The organism is Paenibacillus sp. FSL R7-0273 (assembly GCF_000758625.1).
In the GTDB taxonomy this organism is placed as follows: Bacteria; Bacillota; Bacilli; order Paenibacillales; family Paenibacillaceae; genus Paenibacillus_AQ.
Map to the genome: position 1 here is coordinate 4,921,036 of NZ_CP009283.1, position 16,588 is coordinate 4,937,623.

The 16,588-nt window shown below is 46.4% G+C and carries 17 protein-coding genes; 5 read left to right on the plus strand and 12 right to left on the minus strand.

What is annotated here, in order from left to right:
* Positions 1-27 precede the first annotated feature (27 nt).
* From R70723_RS21265 to R70723_RS21275, 3 genes are read right to left on the minus strand one after another with little or no spacing between them, the layout of a single operon-like run.
* A complete protein-coding gene (locus R70723_RS21265; RefSeq protein ID WP_039875180.1) occupies positions 28-1,869 on the minus strand; it encodes an ABC transporter ATP-binding protein in 1,842 nt (613 codons plus the stop codon).
* Positions 1,850-3,604, minus strand: coding sequence for an ABC transporter ATP-binding protein (locus R70723_RS21270; protein WP_039875181.1), 1,755 nt, complete (start codon positions 3,602-3,604; stop codon positions 1,850-1,852). Before R70723_RS21270 ends, R70723_RS21265 begins: the two co-directional genes overlap by 20 nt.
* Before the next feature lie 18 nt (positions 3,605-3,622).
* The gene (locus tag R70723_RS21275) at positions 3,623-3,832 is read right to left on the minus strand and encodes a hypothetical protein (protein ID WP_039875182.1); all 210 of its coding nucleotides are present in this window, start codon (positions 3,830-3,832) and stop codon (positions 3,623-3,625) included.
* A gap of 224 nt (positions 3,833-4,056) precedes the next feature.
* Between R70723_RS21275 and R70723_RS21280 the strand changes: the two genes are divergently transcribed.
* On the plus strand, positions 4,057-4,626 hold the full coding sequence (locus R70723_RS21280; RefSeq protein ID WP_039875183.1) for a thymidine kinase: 570 nt from the start codon (positions 4,057-4,059) through the stop codon (positions 4,624-4,626).
* Positions 4,627-4,701: 75 nt separating this feature from the next.
* On the opposite strand, the gene R70723_RS21285 is transcribed toward R70723_RS21280, so the two are convergent.
* Together R70723_RS21285 and R70723_RS21290 are read right to left on the minus strand one after the other, a co-directional pair.
* On the minus strand, positions 4,702-4,959 hold the full coding sequence (locus R70723_RS21285) for a hypothetical protein (protein ID WP_039875184.1): 258 nt from the start codon (positions 4,957-4,959) through the stop codon (positions 4,702-4,704).
* A 40-nt stretch (positions 4,960-4,999) separates the two neighbouring features.
* Complete coding sequence (locus R70723_RS21290) at positions 5,000-5,524, minus strand: DinB family protein (RefSeq protein WP_039875185.1); 525 nt, start codon at positions 5,522-5,524, stop codon at positions 5,000-5,002.
* A gap of 782 nt (positions 5,525-6,306) precedes the next feature.
* Here R70723_RS21290 and R70723_RS21300 point away from each other — a divergent pair.
* The 3 genes from R70723_RS21300 to R70723_RS21310 all read left to right on the plus strand — a co-directional run bounded on the left by R70723_RS21300 (position 6,307) and on the right by R70723_RS21310 (position 7,684).
* Positions 6,307-6,831 (plus strand): accessory gene regulator ArgB-like protein, encoded by a 525-nt coding sequence (locus R70723_RS21300; RefSeq protein ID WP_039875187.1) that lies wholly within the window; start codon positions 6,307-6,309, stop codon positions 6,829-6,831.
* Positions 6,832-6,968: 137 nt separating this feature from the next.
* Positions 6,969-7,304: a LytTR family DNA-binding domain-containing protein gene (locus R70723_RS21305; protein WP_039875189.1), complete on the plus strand. Its 336-nt coding sequence runs from the start codon at positions 6,969-6,971 to the stop codon at positions 7,302-7,304.
* Positions 7,305-7,504: 200 nt separating this feature from the next.
* Complete coding sequence (locus R70723_RS21310) at positions 7,505-7,684, plus strand: sporulation histidine kinase inhibitor Sda (RefSeq protein WP_039875191.1); 180 nt, start codon at positions 7,505-7,507, stop codon at positions 7,682-7,684.
* A 105-nt stretch (positions 7,685-7,789) separates the two neighbouring features.
* Here the strand turns inward: R70723_RS21310 and R70723_RS21315 are convergent, their stop codons facing one another.
* From R70723_RS21315 to R70723_RS21325, 3 genes are all read right to left on the minus strand, one after another.
* Positions 7,790-8,098, minus strand: coding sequence for a hypothetical protein (locus R70723_RS21315; protein WP_039875192.1), 309 nt, complete (start codon positions 8,096-8,098; stop codon positions 7,790-7,792).
* Positions 8,099-8,379: 281 nt separating this feature from the next.
* The gene (locus tag R70723_RS32235; RefSeq protein ID WP_052421411.1) at positions 8,380-9,384 is read right to left on the minus strand and encodes a glycosyltransferase family 2 protein; all 1,005 of its coding nucleotides are present in this window, start codon (positions 9,382-9,384) and stop codon (positions 8,380-8,382) included.
* A gap of 20 nt (positions 9,385-9,404) precedes the next feature.
* Positions 9,405-10,937 carry an MATE family efflux transporter gene (locus tag R70723_RS21325; RefSeq protein ID WP_052421412.1) on the minus strand — a complete coding sequence of 511 codons (1,533 nt, stop codon included), beginning with the start codon at positions 10,935-10,937 and terminating at the stop codon, positions 9,405-9,407.
* A 368-nt stretch (positions 10,938-11,305) separates the two neighbouring features.
* Between R70723_RS21325 and R70723_RS21330 the strand changes: the two genes are divergently transcribed.
* On the plus strand, positions 11,306-13,048 hold the full coding sequence (locus R70723_RS21330; RefSeq protein WP_039875194.1) for an ABC-F family ATP-binding cassette domain-containing protein: 1,743 nt from the start codon (positions 11,306-11,308) through the stop codon (positions 13,046-13,048).
* A gap of 58 nt (positions 13,049-13,106) precedes the next feature.
* Here R70723_RS21330 and R70723_RS21335 read toward each other — a convergent pair whose 3' ends face one another.
* The 4 genes from R70723_RS21335 to spoIVB all read right to left on the minus strand — a co-directional run bounded on the left by R70723_RS21335 (position 13,107) and on the right by spoIVB (position 16,452).
* A complete protein-coding gene (locus R70723_RS21335; RefSeq protein ID WP_039875195.1) occupies positions 13,107-13,712 on the minus strand; it encodes a hypothetical protein in 606 nt (201 codons plus the stop codon).
* A 44-nt stretch (positions 13,713-13,756) separates the two neighbouring features.
* Positions 13,757-14,230, minus strand: coding sequence for a hypothetical protein (locus R70723_RS21340; RefSeq protein WP_039875198.1), 474 nt, complete (start codon positions 14,228-14,230; stop codon positions 13,757-13,759).
* A 123-nt stretch (positions 14,231-14,353) separates the two neighbouring features.
* Entirely contained in the window at positions 14,354-15,187 is an 834-nt protein-coding gene (gene spo0A, locus R70723_RS21345; RefSeq protein ID WP_039875199.1) for a sporulation transcription factor Spo0A, read from the minus strand.
* A 197-nt stretch (positions 15,188-15,384) separates the two neighbouring features.
* On the minus strand, positions 15,385-16,452 hold the full coding sequence (spoIVB, locus tag R70723_RS21350) for a SpoIVB peptidase (RefSeq protein WP_305954267.1): 1,068 nt from the start codon (positions 16,450-16,452) through the stop codon (positions 15,385-15,387).
* Positions 16,453-16,588 lie beyond the last annotated feature (136 nt).

A 16,588-nucleotide genomic window follows, 5' to 3' on the forward strand; every position in this document is an offset into this window, starting at 1 on the left:
CCTATAACACTCGGCTTAGACCAAATCCTAAGCCCCGCCCGGCGCCGCCTTACGCGCACCGTTAACAAGCTCGCTGTACAGCCCGCCTTGGCGCATCAGCTCGTCATGCGGGCCGTGCTGGAGCAGGCGGCCGTCCTGCAGCACCAGGATGCGGTCAGCGGCACGGATGGTACCAAGCCTGTGGGCGATGACAAAGCTGGTCCGCCCTTTCATCAGCGCCTGCAGCCCCTCCTGGATCTTGATTTCAGTAACGGTATCAATGCTGCTGGTCGCTTCATCCAGCACAAGCATCGCAGGATCAGCCAGAATGGCCCGCGCGATCGCCAGCAGCTGCTTCTGCCCCTGACTGATGCCGCTGCCGTCTACGGACAGCATCCGGTCGTAGCCTCCGCGCATCCGCATAATGAAGGAGTGGGCGTTCGCCAGTTTAGCCGCCTCCTCAACCTCTGCGTCGGTGGCATCCAGCCGGCCGTAACGGATATTATCGCGGATCGTTCCCTTGAACAGGAAGGTATCCTGCAGCACAAAAGCCATCTGGCTCCGCAGGCTCTCCCGGCGGATTGAGGACAGCTCTCTCCCGTCCAGCGTGATGCTGCCCCTGCTCGGATCATAGAAGCGGGAGAGCAGGCCAATCAGCGTTGTTTTACCGGCTCCTGTCGGCCCGACCAGGGCAATCATTTCGCCCGGCTTTGCCTCAAAGCTGATATCATGCAGAATATCCTTGCCTTCATCATAGGAGAAGGATACGCCCTTAAAGGCGACAGCCCCCTCCACATGCTCAAGCGATACCGCTGCACCCTCGTCCCGTGCCTCAGTCTCCTCATCCATCACTTCAAATACCCGCTCGGCCCCGGCAATTGCAGACAGCAGCGTATTCCACTGGTTCGCGAGATCATTAAGCGGCCTCGTGAACTGGCGGGTGTACTCTACAAAAGCGATGATAATCCCGACCGTCACAATATCACGGACGGCCAGATAACCGCCGATGCCCGCCACAATAGCAAAGCTCAAATTGTTCAGGCCGTTCATCAGCTTGGGAATGAAGCCGGAGATCGCCTGGGCCCAGTAGCCTGACAGCATGATTCGCTTATTGCGCTCACGGAAGCCGCTGATCACCCGCTCCTCCTGTGAAAAAGCTTTGATGACCCGCTGGCCCGACAGCGTCTCTTCAATGAAGCCGTTCATGTCGCCGACATTGCGCTGCCGCTCCTTAAACAGCGGCCCTGTGCGCCGGGTAATCCAGCGCATGCCGAGGAACATCAGCGGCACAACGATAAAGGTCAGCAGCGTTAGCAGCGGGCTGAGCCACAGCATAACGCCTACAGTTCCGGCAAGCGTAAGCACACTAGAGAAAATCTGAATAGCAGAGCTGTTAAGCGTCGAGCTGATATTCTCGATATCATTGGTCAGCCGGCTCATGATTTCACCCTGCTGTCTGCGGTTGAAGAACGAAATCGGCAGCCTGTGCAGGTATGCGAACAGGTCTGTCCGCAGGCGGTATACCGTCTCCTGGGCAATCTCAATCATCCATATATTTTGCAGCCAGGAGGTCAGTGAAGTGAACAGGTACACCAGCCCGAGGAGGATCAGAAATACGCTCCAGCTCCGCCCCCCGTCACCTTCCAGATAGTCATCCACCGCCCGGCTGATCAGATAAGGCCCCATTAGCGCCAGCGCGGTGCTTATGAGGACAAGCAGCAATACAAGCGTCAGCTTCGCTTTGCGTTTGGCGAGATAGGCCCAGATCCGCGACAGGGTGGCGGACCAGTTCTTGGGCTTCGCCTTCGGCTTCCGGCCTCCGGCTGACTTCTCGCCTGTACCAAAATCAGGCTTCGGATGGCGGAAAGGCTCAGTTAATGCTTTGAACATGCTGTGCCCCCTCCCCTGTCTGCGATTCGTATATTTTCCGGTATAGAGGCGCTCCTGCAAGCAGCTCATGGTGAGTACCCTTGGCAATGAGCCGGCCCTCGTCCAGCAGCAGAATCAAATCAGCCGAAACGGTAGAGCTGATCTTCTGTGTAATCAGCACAGTAGTGCAGGACATCGCCGAAAGCTCCTCCAGCAAAAGCCCCTCCGTCACAGCATCCAGCGCGCTTGTGCTGTCGTCAAGAATCAGAATGGCCGGCTTCCGGACAAGCGCCCGGGCAATGGTCAGCCGCTGCTTTTGTCCGCCGGACAGATTAACGCCCCGCTGGCCAAGCATCGTATCATAGCCCTCGGGCAGACCGGCAATGGTGTGGCTAATCTGCGCTGCAGCCGCCGCCCGCTCGATTTCCTCCTGGGTAGCCCGCTCATTCCCCCAGGCAATATTTTCCCGTACTGAACCGCTGAACAGCAGCACCTCCTGCGGCACATAGCCGATCGATCGGCGCAGCCTGGATATTTCAATGTCAGCACTGTCCATCCCGTCAATCCGGATGATCCCGCCGGTCTGCTCATAGAGCCGGGGAATCAGCCCGACCAGTGAGGACTTGCCGGAGCCTGTCGCACCAAGGATAGCTACACGCTGGCCCGGCTCAACGGTGAAGGAGACTTCTTCGAGCGCGGCAATATCACTCCCCGGATAGCTGAAGCTGACATCCGAAAATTCTATTTTCCCCCGGACCGCAGCTCCCTGATTCCCGTCACCCGGATCTGCTGCAGCTTCCAGCCCGCCCTCTCCTTCGGGGGAAGACATTACCTCCGATATACGGTGCTCCGAGGCAACGGCCCTCGAGAAGGTCGCCATAATCCATGACAAAGCAGATAACGCTCCAATGGTCCGCAGTGCATAGTTAATGACAGCAACCGTCTGTCCCAACGTTGCATCTCCCGACGCAATTTCAATCCTGCCGAACCAGAGCACGGCGACAATTCCCGCATTGACGATAAGCATGATAAGCGGCCCCATCGTCTCTGTCAGTCTGAGCGCAGTGATCGTTGCTTTCATCAGCCCGCCGCTGAACGAAGCAAACCGGCTGATCTCATGGCCCATACGCACGAATACGCGGATAAGCCGGATGCCCGTCAGATTTTCCTGAATGACACCGTTTACACCATCCAGTCTGCTCTGTACCCGCTTGAACAGGTCAGAGGACCTGCGCATCACCCAGACCAGAAACAGAATCAGCACCGGCAATGTTACGGCCAGCAGAAGCCCAAGCTTCACATGGACCACAAGCGCCATCACGACACTGCCCAGCACAACCAGCGGTACACGGGTCATGAACCGGAGTGCCATGAAGACTGTGTCCTGCAGCTGCGTTACATCTCCGGTCAGCCGCGTAATCAGTGATGAAGTAGGAAACCTGTTGAACACTTCATAAGTGAAGGACTGTACCTTCTCATAGAGCTTTTCCCTCAGATCGAAGGCAAAGCTCTGACTGGCATGGGATGCAAAAAAAGAGCTCAGTATCCCTGCCGCAAAGGCTATTAGCGCGCTTAAGGTCAGCACACCGCCCCATAGCCAGACAACCGTCATATCTTTTTCTACGATTCCGTCATCAATAATCCTGGAGATCAAAAGGGGCTGGGCCAGCTCCACTGCCAGCTCAATCCCCATCATGGCCAGGGCGGCGAAGGCGGCTACCCTGTATTTTTTGAGAAAGGAGAAAATGATGTTCATCTGCTGTACCTCATCTGTTTATTCGTATAGAGCATCCCGCAACCGGGTGGACATCGCTGAGCCTTGCCCATTCTTCAGAATGACCTTTCTCAGCGCCTTGTTGCTGCGGCTGAGCTCTGCCAGCTCCTCCAGCATGTCCGACAGCAGGGTCTGCACATCCTCTGACAGCCCTCCATTCTCCCGGGCACCGGCCACCCGTTCCTTATACTGCTCCAATTTCTCCGACACTTGTCATAACTTCCTTCCTGTACAAATTCTCCCGCTGAAAAACACGTGCGTCCATTATAGCACATCCTCATAAATGATCTTAGCGCAGGAAATGACGAAATTGAGATGCCGGGGGACCGGCAATGTTTTCACTGGCTAGTGTACCGGCACATATGATACTCTAATATGGTCGAATTTTCAGGCATACTACACTCTTTGGGATTAGAGCGAAAGGATAGATGGACGTGGCACAGTTGTTTTTCAGATACGGCGCAATGAACAGCGGCAAATCCATTGAGATTCTCAAGGTAGCCCATAATTATGAGGAGCAGGGCAAGTCGGTGCTCATCTTCACCCCATCCATTGATGACCGGGACGAGGTCGGTTACATTTCCTCCCGCATCGGTCTGCGCAAGCAGGCTATAGCTATTGATGAAAATACCGATATTTACGGCATAGTAAGCGGCAATCTGCCCAAACCCCACTGTGTGCTGATTGACGAATGCCAGTTCCTTACCAAGGACTGCATTCTCCAGCTTGTACGCATTGTGGATGAGCTGAACATTCCGGTCATGGCCTTCGGCCTCAAAAATGACTTCCAGAACAATCTCTTCGAAGGCAGCAAATACATGCTGATCTACGCCGATAAAATCGAAGAAATGAAGACCATCTGCTGGTTCTGCGAGCGTAAGGCAACAATGGCGCTACGCGTAGAGGACGGCAAGCCCGTTTACAGCGGCAAGCAGATCCAGATCGGCGGCAATGAAGCTTATTACCCCGTATGCCGCAAATGTCACAAGAATCCGCCCCTGTAGCAGCAAAAAAGCATCCCGGCACCGTATCAGATACGGGCGGGATGCTTTTTTATTATGAGCCTCGCAATACTGTCTCTACTTTTGAATTGCCTTAAGTGCCCGGTATTCGTCTTCCTTACATACAAACAGCTCGTGCCTCGATGCTGCATTGCCTCCAAATTGGCTGCGGCTTGAAACGGCGCGCATTCCACCGTTAATTTTCGAGCGGTGCCGGATTCCTGCTGCACTTAGGCGGTTTTTGACGGCGAAATACTCCCTCTGGTCAAAAGAGGTATACAGCAGCGTCCGTTCAGGCGGTATGAAGAAACGCAGTATGCTTCTGGCAACGTTCATACAAGCTCCCTCCCGTCTATGCTGTTCTCAGGTTAAGCTCTTATGCCTGATTCAGGTAACGCTCCTGCAGTATATTCATGTGATGTCGTTCATGTCCGGCAATCATGCATGCTTGGGCTCTGACGGTTACCGGCACCGAATAGAAGTTCCCGGCCCGGGTCCAGACATCCTCCGGCAGGCTTTCCAGCAGGGCAAGTGTGGATTCACGGACAATCCGGTAATGCAGCACCAGCTGCTTCAGGGTAAAGCGGTCAAAGCCTCCCGACGCAACATAGTCCTTCTCCTCATAGCCGGGCAGCTGCGCCTGCTCACCTCTGGCAAAACAGAGCAGCCGGTAAGACATAATACGGTCATTATCGGTCAGGTGGCCGACCATCTCCTTGATGCTCCACTTCTCCGGGGCATATCTGAAATTACCCTGTTCTTCGCTGAGCCCGCCAAGCAGCGCAAAAACCTCCTTGGACTGCTCACGGAGAATGGTGAGAATGTCACCTTCCGGCGGCACTAGAGCGATATAACCCGCCTGTGCTTCCGTATACTCTCCCTGTTCCGGACGCTGATTCATTGAAAATGCCCCTCTCACCTAAAATTATGAATATTTTGTAGAAGAGTGTAAATTGCTATTGTTGTATTTTAGTATATTATGTATAATCTTTGCAAGAATAAGGAAGAGTCAACTTGTTCACGGGAGTGTAGGTATGCTGGATTTTTCGATATACATGTTATTCTCTGTCCTGGAAACCTTCGCTATGTTCCTGCTTGCATTTAGAGTATTTAAGATTGACCTTTACATAACTGAAATGATTTTTGCAAGTCTGATTATGGCTTTTGTCTCATTTGTTCTGCGGCATGATTATGGCATGGTACTCACAGATATAGTTATTCAATATCTGCTTACCTTCTGCTTCCTTTGGCTTCTGTTCCGGCTCCACATTTTTTATGCAGCGATAATGACTGGTCTTACCTATTTATCCTACATGCTGCTGCAATCGACCTGCTATTTAATTATGAATATTACAGGATTTTATTCCTTAACCTTTTTTTATCCGACAATGGGAGTTAACATTTTACAGATAGTCTCTGCTTTGACAACACTTTTAATAGCTTATTATATCAGAAAACAAAGAAGAGGCTTTGATTTCGTACCGGACAAACAGAATAAAAAGATTAGAATCCAGTCACATGAGTTTATATTGTTTGCTCTAACCTTACCTTGTGTTCTTATTGTTGTTTTAATGATCAATCTTTCAGAGCATTACTCCGATTATTTCTTCTTGATGCCTTTAGCCTATGGATCCTTGTTATATAGCTATGTATATCTTTCATATAAAAAGGATAGATCTGAGAATGAACACATTATCTCATAAGATTGCTGTTGCGATTAAACAGGCTAACCCGGAGGAAACCTACTCTGTCGAAATAATGCAATACTCACTTGGCATTATATTGAATACTCTGCTTATTTTCATTGCAACAGCAGCGACCGGCTTGCTTACTGGCCACTTCGCCGAGTTCATGACCTTCCTTCTAAGCTGTTCGATCCTTCGCCTTACTTCAGGGGGTTTTCATTTAAAAACGGCAAGAGCCTGTAATACTTTTTCTGTTTTATTATGCACACTTGTTCCTTACCTGTTTAGTTTCTATGAATTAAATCTTACCTTAATGAACATGGCAAGCCTGCTCATCATGCTCCTATTCGCACCTAATCCGGACAAAAATGCCCTGATGCCGGTGAAAATATTTCCGATCTTAAAGATCATTTCAGTTCTATTAGTATGTCTTAACTTTTTTATGCATTCGTCTGTCATCGGATTGGCGTTTCTCGCACAATCCTTAACAGTAATTCCATGGATAAGGAGGGATAAACCATGAAAAAGACGCTTGCCAAGCACGCATCCTCAGTCCTTGCGGCATCCTCCCGCTTATTTGTGTCAATCATGAAACCAGCTTTTCACAGCCCAGAAGCACCAAAAGAACTCCGCAAGTAATCCAACAAGGATGGGGAAAACATGCGTGTCTTACAAAACGACGGCTCTTCCCTGGATATCCGGGAGGAAGACATATTGTATTTTTCCAGCTACAAAAATGCAATATTCGTCCATACGAAAGAAGGCGAATTTGTTTTCCCCACTACTCTTTCCGATCTGCTGATTGCTTACAAGGGTAAAGGATTCGAACGCCTTGACCGTAACAACGTCGTTAGCCTGAATAAGGTCAACGCGTATGACGCCGAGCGCAAAATTGTCCATTTTGTTGAAGGTGAACAATTTGCTACTGTATCAGAGTCTAATGAACCCCGTATCAAGCGGTTTCTTGCCGCACCGTCAGAAGGTTCAGCAGATTGAAAGAGCCAGCGTAAGCGTCCCAGTATCCTTTGATACTGGGATTTTTATGATAAAAAGGGGAACTATTATGACATAGTAACCATGTTTTGTAAAGAGTGATTCGCAGGGCGAATGACAGGAGACGGATTTCCTTCCAAATGGTACCATTTGAATAAGTTAGCTATAATTTGGATCATTATACCTATTGATGGAGGAATCTAATGGATTATTATTTTCATCCTTCTCCGCGCCCCTCATCACTTGAACTACTATCTGACGAGCAGCTCTTAAACATCTATGAATTGGCGGTGGAGGCTAAGGCTTCGCCTGATTTTATTGAGATCATCATGAATATTCTGACTGGAAGAAATTTAATCCCAACCGATCATTTGGATGCGTGAGCTCAATGATATCAGTACTATTCTACATATAATGTGATTCACGATTCATATCAGCGCATTCCAAAAAGCCATCCACTTCATTAAGAAGGGATGGCTTTTTGTCAGCTATTCAATAACTTCTGTTTTGAACACATTGTCCAATTTCCCGCCAAGTCTTTTCTTCAGCGGCACCTTGATATCACGGCTCAATTCCTTAAAGAAGGTATCCACATCACAGTTCACATTCCGTGCCATTACAATGACCGTTCCGTCCTCCACGATGCTGTGGTTGACCTCATGCGGTACATCAACCTCAATGTCGTATTTCTTGGTCAGGGTTTTTAGATACCGCGCAAAAATTTCAAGCAGCTCATCGTTGCTGAAATTCTCAACCGCCGCTTTTCCCTTTGGAGTAAATTTAACGTTAATTCTCATTTGTGGATTCCCCTTTTCTGTCGAACCATTTTTTGTTGGCTTATGGATCAGGATGAATAGATGGCTGCAAGAAAGGGCAACATTATTCATTTTTGTAAACCGGCGAGTTTCATACTCTGTAAGAATATCTTTTACAACTTCTTTTAAACCCATACAGACTTGTCTAAAATCTGCTGCAGCGATATTGACCGTAACGGCACATCTACTACTATCATAACACAAAAACAAAACACTCCTCCATTGGATTTTCATTTCCAATTAAGGAGTGCACCAAAATGTGCTTATCCTATTTTATTATTCCGGAGTACGACAAATGCAAATTTGAATAAATGTGCGTATAATCTTTTGTTAAAGAACAGCAGGCTGATGCTCATTTTATTTTTAAAGCCCAGCGTATTGTCCTGGAAAAAAGGGTTGATATTGCTTTTGAGAAAGCCAATGAATTCCTCACAGCGCTCATCATTTACCTTCATGCCTTTTTTAATGTAATAGTTGTAGTAATTAAAGCCGTACTCCACTACATCATCCAGATATTGCTTGGATATATCATGATAAGCGGTATTTTTCCCTTCAGACTTGAGATCGTTATACCGGTCAATTACAGCCAGGTAGTAGTTATAGAAGCTGTTATCATCCCATACCTGCGTAATACTGCCGCCTCTTTGCAGATAATAATATTTCGGGTCCCACACGCGGACAGATTTATTGGCATGCTTGAACAGGAAATACATGGCCCACAGATCCTCGTAAATTTTACCGACCGGAAAACGGAGATTCTCAAACAGCTCTCTTTTGAACAGCTTGTTCCATAAGTAGCTTTGAATTTCTATATCCTCGACGATTTTTTGGACACCCTCCACATTGCTGTAGACAATCTCACCTTCAAAATGTTCATATAACGGTTCAGTCGAATCATCCGTCACCACATAGTGGCCGCAGATAGAAATATCGGCATCATGCTTCTCGCTTAAGTTGTATAAAAGCTCAAACATATCCGGTGCCAGCCAGTCATCACTGTCTGCGAACCCGATATATTTGCCTCTGGCAATATCAAGACCACAGTTTCTGGCCTCCGATACGCCTCCGTTCTTTTTATGAATCACATGCACCCTGCTGTCCTGACTCGCGTAATGGTCACAGATCTGAGGGGATTTGTCCGGAGATCCGTCATTAATTAATATCAACTCAAAGTCCGTAAAGGTCTGCGCCAGTATCGATTCGATACATTTCGGCAAATAGTCAGCTACATTATACACCGGAACAATAATACTGATTTGCGGTTCCATTCTAATACCCCCATATTCCTTTAGTATTGCCGCCCTGCTTTGCGTATTTTGAGTTTAGCCAGGAGCGGACTAAGCATTTCCTGCAGCATGTCGGTATCTGATCTGCTTAACCAGAGACCTGCTATAAAAAACAGCGGGACCAGCGTAGCCGATAACACAGCAGCGTCTAAAATGAACATTGTGTATGAATGCGGAGTAACCATAAAATCAAACTGTTTCGTTACGGCTATGATGATTATAGAAACAAGCAGATTTATAATCCATTTTCTGTAGGTGATCCAGGAGCTTCTCTTTAATAATTTGCTGTTAGTGTACCATACTATATCAATCAGCCGGTAAGTTAAAGCGACCATGGTCCCAAACAGCACCCCGTAAGCACCAAACGGAAATACCAGTATCAATGAGAGGACAAAGTTAATGGATGTCTCCAGAATCGATCTCCACTGCGTTTTGCGGAAATGGCCGACGATATCAATGACAAGATCCGAGGATAACCGTGCATTGAACAGCAGCTTAACCACAGCAAACAATATTGGCAGGAGCGTATCAATATAATTGGTATCCTCAATCCCTGAAGTATACAGCCTCATAAAAGGCAGGATTAGAATCGTTGTAATGGTCAGCAGGGCAAACACCAGCGAGATATAGGAAGACTCAAAGAGGTTGAACATTTTAATGAATTTCGGAAAATGATTATTGTATTTTTGACCCAATGCGAACTTGAAGCTGTCACGGATGGTAAAGGTTACTCTCTCCACCACACCAAAGATCATATTGTACATCATATACACACTTACAACCTTCAGGTTAGTGAACAGGGTGAGCAGGATAACATCTGTATTCTTAAATACCAGATAGGACAGCTCGTGGATCAGAACGGAGTTCTTTTGGCTGATGGCCTGGTAATCCGGCGTAGTCTTGAAATTAATCCATTTATAATGCCTTCTCATGTAGAGCTGGTACACAATAATCTGGACAATCGTAATTACAAAATAAACAGCCTGAACAACGATAATATCAAAGCCATTCAGCATTAAAATAATACGGATGACGTTATTTACAATCGTGGACAGCGCGGTTACGGAAGCCTCGATGTAGTTCTTGCCCTCAGCAAGCAGCAGAACCCTGAACTTTCCCTGAAAATAATAATTAACGGCTCCGCCCAATCCGCTCAACAATACAATGGCCATAACTGTGAGGTTGCTGAAGCCTGAGCTGACAACAAGGGGATATCCGATTGAAATCAGGATGACCGCGATAAAATAATACCAGCCTGTTTTGCGGTAGTACGACGAGGTTGCAGTCAGAATTTCGTTGATTTTGGACTTATCGTTATTCCCGATATGCTTGTAAAGCGCCTGTATGGAGGCAGCCCCGACCCCTGCTTCCAGTAAGGATAAGTATGTAATAACCTGCACAACAGACGTAATAAGACCGTTCGCTTCCGAGCCGTAGGTAAGGATGACCAGCCGCGGGATATAAAACCCCAGTCCAATCACAATCAACTGGCTTAGAACACCGACCAATACATTTAATATGCTTTTTTTGGCCATCCGACTCTTTCCCCTTCACACTAATGTGCTTGCTTCAATGTATTGGTGTATTTTCTTGAAAATTACTGCACCTTTCATTTTTACAATGATTATACACGGGTGATTAAAATTTGCATGTCGAAAAATGTAGTGATTTAAAATTTAGCTGCTAAAAACGGTGAAACCATATGTATTAATCACGTTGTTATGTATTAGCTGCTTTGTAATTAACCATTTAGCACCGGGGTAGAATCAGGGGATAAGAAAAAGCCGCTCAGCCAGAGATAAATTTGATTGCTGTTAGCTGAAAACAGTGTTATTCTAACAACTTGATGCTACTTAAAAATCATTAATATGCTCACCATTTTAGCTATAAAGAAAGGTTATATATGATAAAAGTTGATAACTTATCCTTTTCGTTTCCGCAAAAAGAATTATATACAAACATTACGTTTACGCTTGAAGAGGCTCAGCATTGCGCTTTTATAGGGACAAGCGGCAGCGGGAAGAGTACATTAATAGATATTTTGATTGATCCGGAAAGATATTTGTATGATGGCAGGTTAGAGATAGAGCCGGATTGCAGAATCGGGTATGTAAGCCAGTTCTCCCAGCTGGATAACGCTAACGAAACGACGGTTTTTGAATACATTGGTGAAGAATTTATTAAGCTTCAGAATGAAATAAACGCTATCCTCACTGAAATGGAGACTTCCGCCGATATTGAGCCGTTACTGGAAAAGTATCAGCTCGCTTTAGACGCATTCGAATCCATCAGCGGGGACGATTTTGAAAGCAATATTAATAAGAAGCTAAATCTGGCAAATCTCATGAAGCTGAAGGAGCTCAAGGTATCGGACCTCAGCGGCGGGGAATTCAAGCTTATTCAGGTCATGAAGGAAATGCTGAACAGTCCGGACGTGTTGATTATGGATGAACCGGATGTTTTCTTGGATTTTGAGAACCTAAATGCGCTTAAAAATCTGATTAATTCCCACAAAGGCATTCTTCTGGTCGTTACGCATAACCGGTATCTGCTCAATCATTGCTTCAACAAAATTATCCACCTTGAAAACCTGGAGATCCAGGAGTTTGACGGTCGGTATATTGACTATAATTTCTCCTTGCTTCAGACCAAAATCGAGGCACAGGAGCTCGCACTCGCTGAAGAGGAAGAAGTCAAGAGAAACGATACGATTATCGATAATCTTAGAGCTATTGCAACTTACAATTCAGAAGCATCGAGGGGAAGAGCGTTAAAAGCCAGAGTTAAATTCCAGGAAAGACTGGAAGCCCGCCGGATTAAAGCACCTTTTGTAGACATTAAGCAGCCGAAGATCACTTTCAGCCTGGAACATGAACTTGAAGAGGACACCGTAGTAATTAACGTCAAGGATTACAGTGTTTCCTTTGACGAGCTGCTGTTGGAGAATGTCAGCTTTGAGATCAAATCGTCGGACAAGGTAGCCATCATCGGTCCTAACGGTACAGGGAAAACGACCCTGCTCCGGGATATTGTTAAACATAATCATACTTCCATTGAAATAAACCCTGATGCTAAAGTGGCGTATTTATCCCAGCTTCAAGGGGAAGGGCTGAACGATTCGAATACAATTCTGGAAGAGTTCATTGATGCGGGGTTTGATACTTATGATGAGATAAGATCCTATCTAGCAAACTATGGCTTTGAGGGAGAAATTCTTACCCAGAAAATAGAAGCTCTTTCCGGCGGAGAAAAAAACATGCTGCAATTGGCTAAGGTTTCTGCCAGTAAGGCAAATATCCTGCTGCTGGATGAGCCGACAAGCCACCTGGACACCTATACCCAAATCGCCCTTGAGAAAGCCATTCAAGAGTATAAGGGCGCCATTCTCATGATTTCCCATGACTTCTACTCTGTCGTAAATGGTATGGACTATGTTTTGATCATTGAGGATAAGACAATCAGAAAAATGAGCATGCGTAAATTCAGAAAGATGATTTATGCCAGTCATTTTGATAAAGACTATTTAGAAATGGAACAAAACAAAAAGGCTGTTGAAATGAAAATAGAGCTCGCTTTGAAGGACAAGAATTTTGAATTGGCCAAAGTATTGGCGGAGGAGCTTGAAGCGCTGATTAAGCTGCTGTAAAGGCGGCTGATATACAAGAAAAAGACACTGATGATTTAATTTCAGTGTCTTTTTGCTGTCATTTAAGGAGCAGTTCACCTAGCTGGTCGTTCCATCCTTCAACAACACCATTGTTAAAGCTTATAATAGCTGATCCATAATACCACGTATCTCCACCGTTTGTGATATGATCTGGCGTTCCTAGTGATTGCTTAACCGTATCTTTGGAATCGCCTAATCCAATTTTTATTGCTAAGGCTTCGCTTTTTGAGCTGCTCATATGATTATTTGCGGAGTAAAACACCGATGTTCCGTCTGGGTACGTTGGATGTGATGTATTAGATTCCATTGTATTGATAATTTCATTTTTAGCCTTTACAAGATCGTTATGAACACTGTTCATTACATCGTTCTTAATAATCTCACTCTGCCCATCCATAGCATCAATGACTTGCTGCTTATACTCGGCAAATAAAGCTGATGCATAGTCGTAGTCACCCGCATCCTGCCAGCCCTTAGCAGTTAAAATCTTTGCATCTCCTGTAATCCGGTTTATTTTAACCGGAAAGCTTTGGTCCAGCTTCTCAAACTTGTATAAGCCAGGATAAATAACAAGACCAAATATAATAATTCCGATTAAAATGAATGAATACCGCATAATTTCTTTGTTCATTTCTTTGTTCATCGCTCTTGCACTCCTGATAACCGCATCGGCTGCGGAACTTGCTGTCATCTGTGCAGCTGCTTAAAGCTCTCTTTTGAGTATATTTCGTTTAAACCCTTTATTTCTGTCTCTGTTAGTGCTTCACCTTCTTCAATCTTGCTTTTAACAGCAGCTATATCGCTAAAGGCAGAAAAAGGATTCTTGTTAGGCCATGATCCGCTAAGAAGGTCGTCTATATCAAGTAAAATAAGCTCTTGCTGTACGCTGGTCAGCACATTATCTTTGATTGGAAAACCCGTTTCAATAATTGATTTTCTTTTTGCGGTAACCAGCTTTCTCTGCAAGCTGTTCAGACCTATGTACCCTGCCAAACAAACAATAAAGGCCGAGCCTGAAATGATTCCTGTTTTTACGGTTAAGCCGTTTAATATTAGACTGGCAATGATGGTTACGACACACAGAAAGACCGTTTGAACCGTTAATTTAAATTTAAAATTGCGGCGTTTAGTATAAATATACTGAAGTGATTCTTCCTTCAAAACACATTCTCCTTTAGATTGGTATACCCAAATCTTACATCTGTTTAGCTAAAAAAACAAAACCCAATAAACCATAAAGGTTTATCGGGTGATGGAAAACTACGTATCTTGATCCTTACCCCTTCAAGACACCTTATGCTCAATCCGCAGCTTGTCGGCTACCATGGCAATGAATTCCGAATTGGTCGGCTTCGATTTGGAGATATTAATCGTATAGCCGAATAAGTGGGAGATGCTGTCGATGTTGCCACGTGTCCAGGCGACTTCAATCGCATGGCGGATAGCCCGTTCAACACGGGATGGAGTTGTTTTGAACTTCTCCGCAATGGCCGGGTAGAGGGTTTTGGTTATAGCCCCGAGAATTTCAATATTGTTGTATACCATTGTAATCGCTTCGCGCAGATACTGATAGCCTTTAATATGGGCAGGCACACCGATCTCATGAATGATGGAGGTAATATTGGCATCCAGGTTCTTGCCCTTGGAGAGCGGCACTACATTCGTGTTGGACATTGAGGACGATGGTCTAGAGCCGACATAGCCCGACATGTTAGGAGAGCTGCTCATGCTGCCCTGGGTGCCGACGAGCTGACGCACACGGTTGGCCAGGACCTCCATATCGAACGGCTTCAAAATATAATACGACGCGCCAAGCTGAACAGCCCGTTGAGTAATGTTCTCCTGGCCAAATGCAGTCAGCATGATGATCTTCGGCTGCGGGTTCAGATCCATATCACGCAGGCGTTCAAGAACGCCGAGTCCGTCCAAATGCGGCATGATAATATCGAGGATCAGTACATCCGGAATTTTTCTTGCCCCGCTAAGCATCTGAAGCACTTCTTCCCCATTATAAGCGATGCCTGTAACGGTCATGTCTTCCTGTTCCGTGATGTATTCAGCAAGCAAGTTTGTGAACTCCCTATTATCATCGGCCAACAACACTTCAATATTCTGCACTGGCTGCTTCCTCCTTATTCATATCTGCTATTCTTTACCACTTTTTTATCGCACTCCTTAGGTTTTCGACATGCTCTTTAAATATCCTTCTGTCGAAAATTATTTTTCTTTATTTTTTTTCGCCGTTAGATTATAATTAAATATTTTATTTCATGTTTCGATTTATATCGCTGAGCTTCGACAAAAAAATCTTAAGGCTATACCGCCTTAAGATTGTATGGGGAAAGTTCAGTTTGCCCGGTGACACCGGAATCCTTTAGCATCCACTCGATAAAGCAGCCGTAGCCTGACTTGGGATCATTGACGAACACATGGGTTACTGCGCCGATTAAACGTCCATCCTGCACAATCGGGCTGCCGCTCATGCCCTGGACAATGCCGCCGGTCTTATCAATCAGACGGGGATCCGTAATGCGCAGCACAAGACCTTTAGTGGCAGGCGTCTGCTGATGGGCGACATGGATAATCTCCACATTGAAGCGCTCCACCTGCTGACCGTCAACAACAGTAAGAATCTGCGCCGGCCCTTCCTTCACCTCACTGCTCTTAGCAATCGGAATCGGCTGCTTGTACAGGCTGTGATCAGGGTTTTTGGTCATTTTACCGAAGATACCGAAATCTGTGTTGCTCTGCACATTACCCAGCACCTGGCTTTCCTTCAGGAACACCGCCCGCTTCTCGCCGGGATCGCCGTCCTGGCTCTTGGAAATCGAGGTTACACTGGACTGTACAATATGCCCGCTGCCGACCACAATCGGAGTTCCTGTGTTCATGTCCGTAATGACATGGCCCAGAGCGCCATACACTCCCTGCTCCGGAGCATAAAAGGTTAAGGTGCCTACACCAGCCGCAGAATCACGGATGTACAGCCCCAGTCTCCATACCTTGTCATTACGGTCATAAGCAGGCTTCAGCTTGGCTGTATGCTCCTTGCCGGCGCGTTTGTAAACAATATTCAGCGTTTCGCCCGACTTACCAGCCTTCTCAACCAGCTTCGCAACCTTGGATACCTCATTAAGCTTCACACCGTCGATGGAGACCATCAGATCACCAGGTATCAGACCGCTGTTCTCGCCTGGTGAAAGCTTGGACTGCTCAGATACTTCAATTAAATGATGGCCAACAACAAGAACACCTGCCGACTTTACTTTCACACCGATCGTCTGGCCTCCAGGGATAACCTTGAGCTCCTGGTCTGCTGCTTGTGCCGCCGGCTTGGCCGGCTGCGGATCACGCTGTGCGGCATAACTCTGGGCTGGCCCCATTACGCCGGATAAGCTGAGAAAGAATGTTAAAAAAAGGCAGGGCATTAACTTCCTGAGGTTCGGCTTCAATGGCTGTCACGCTCCCTTTTGCTTCTTTCGCTTGACGAAAAAGGTGGTCGCCAATTGCGTACCTATA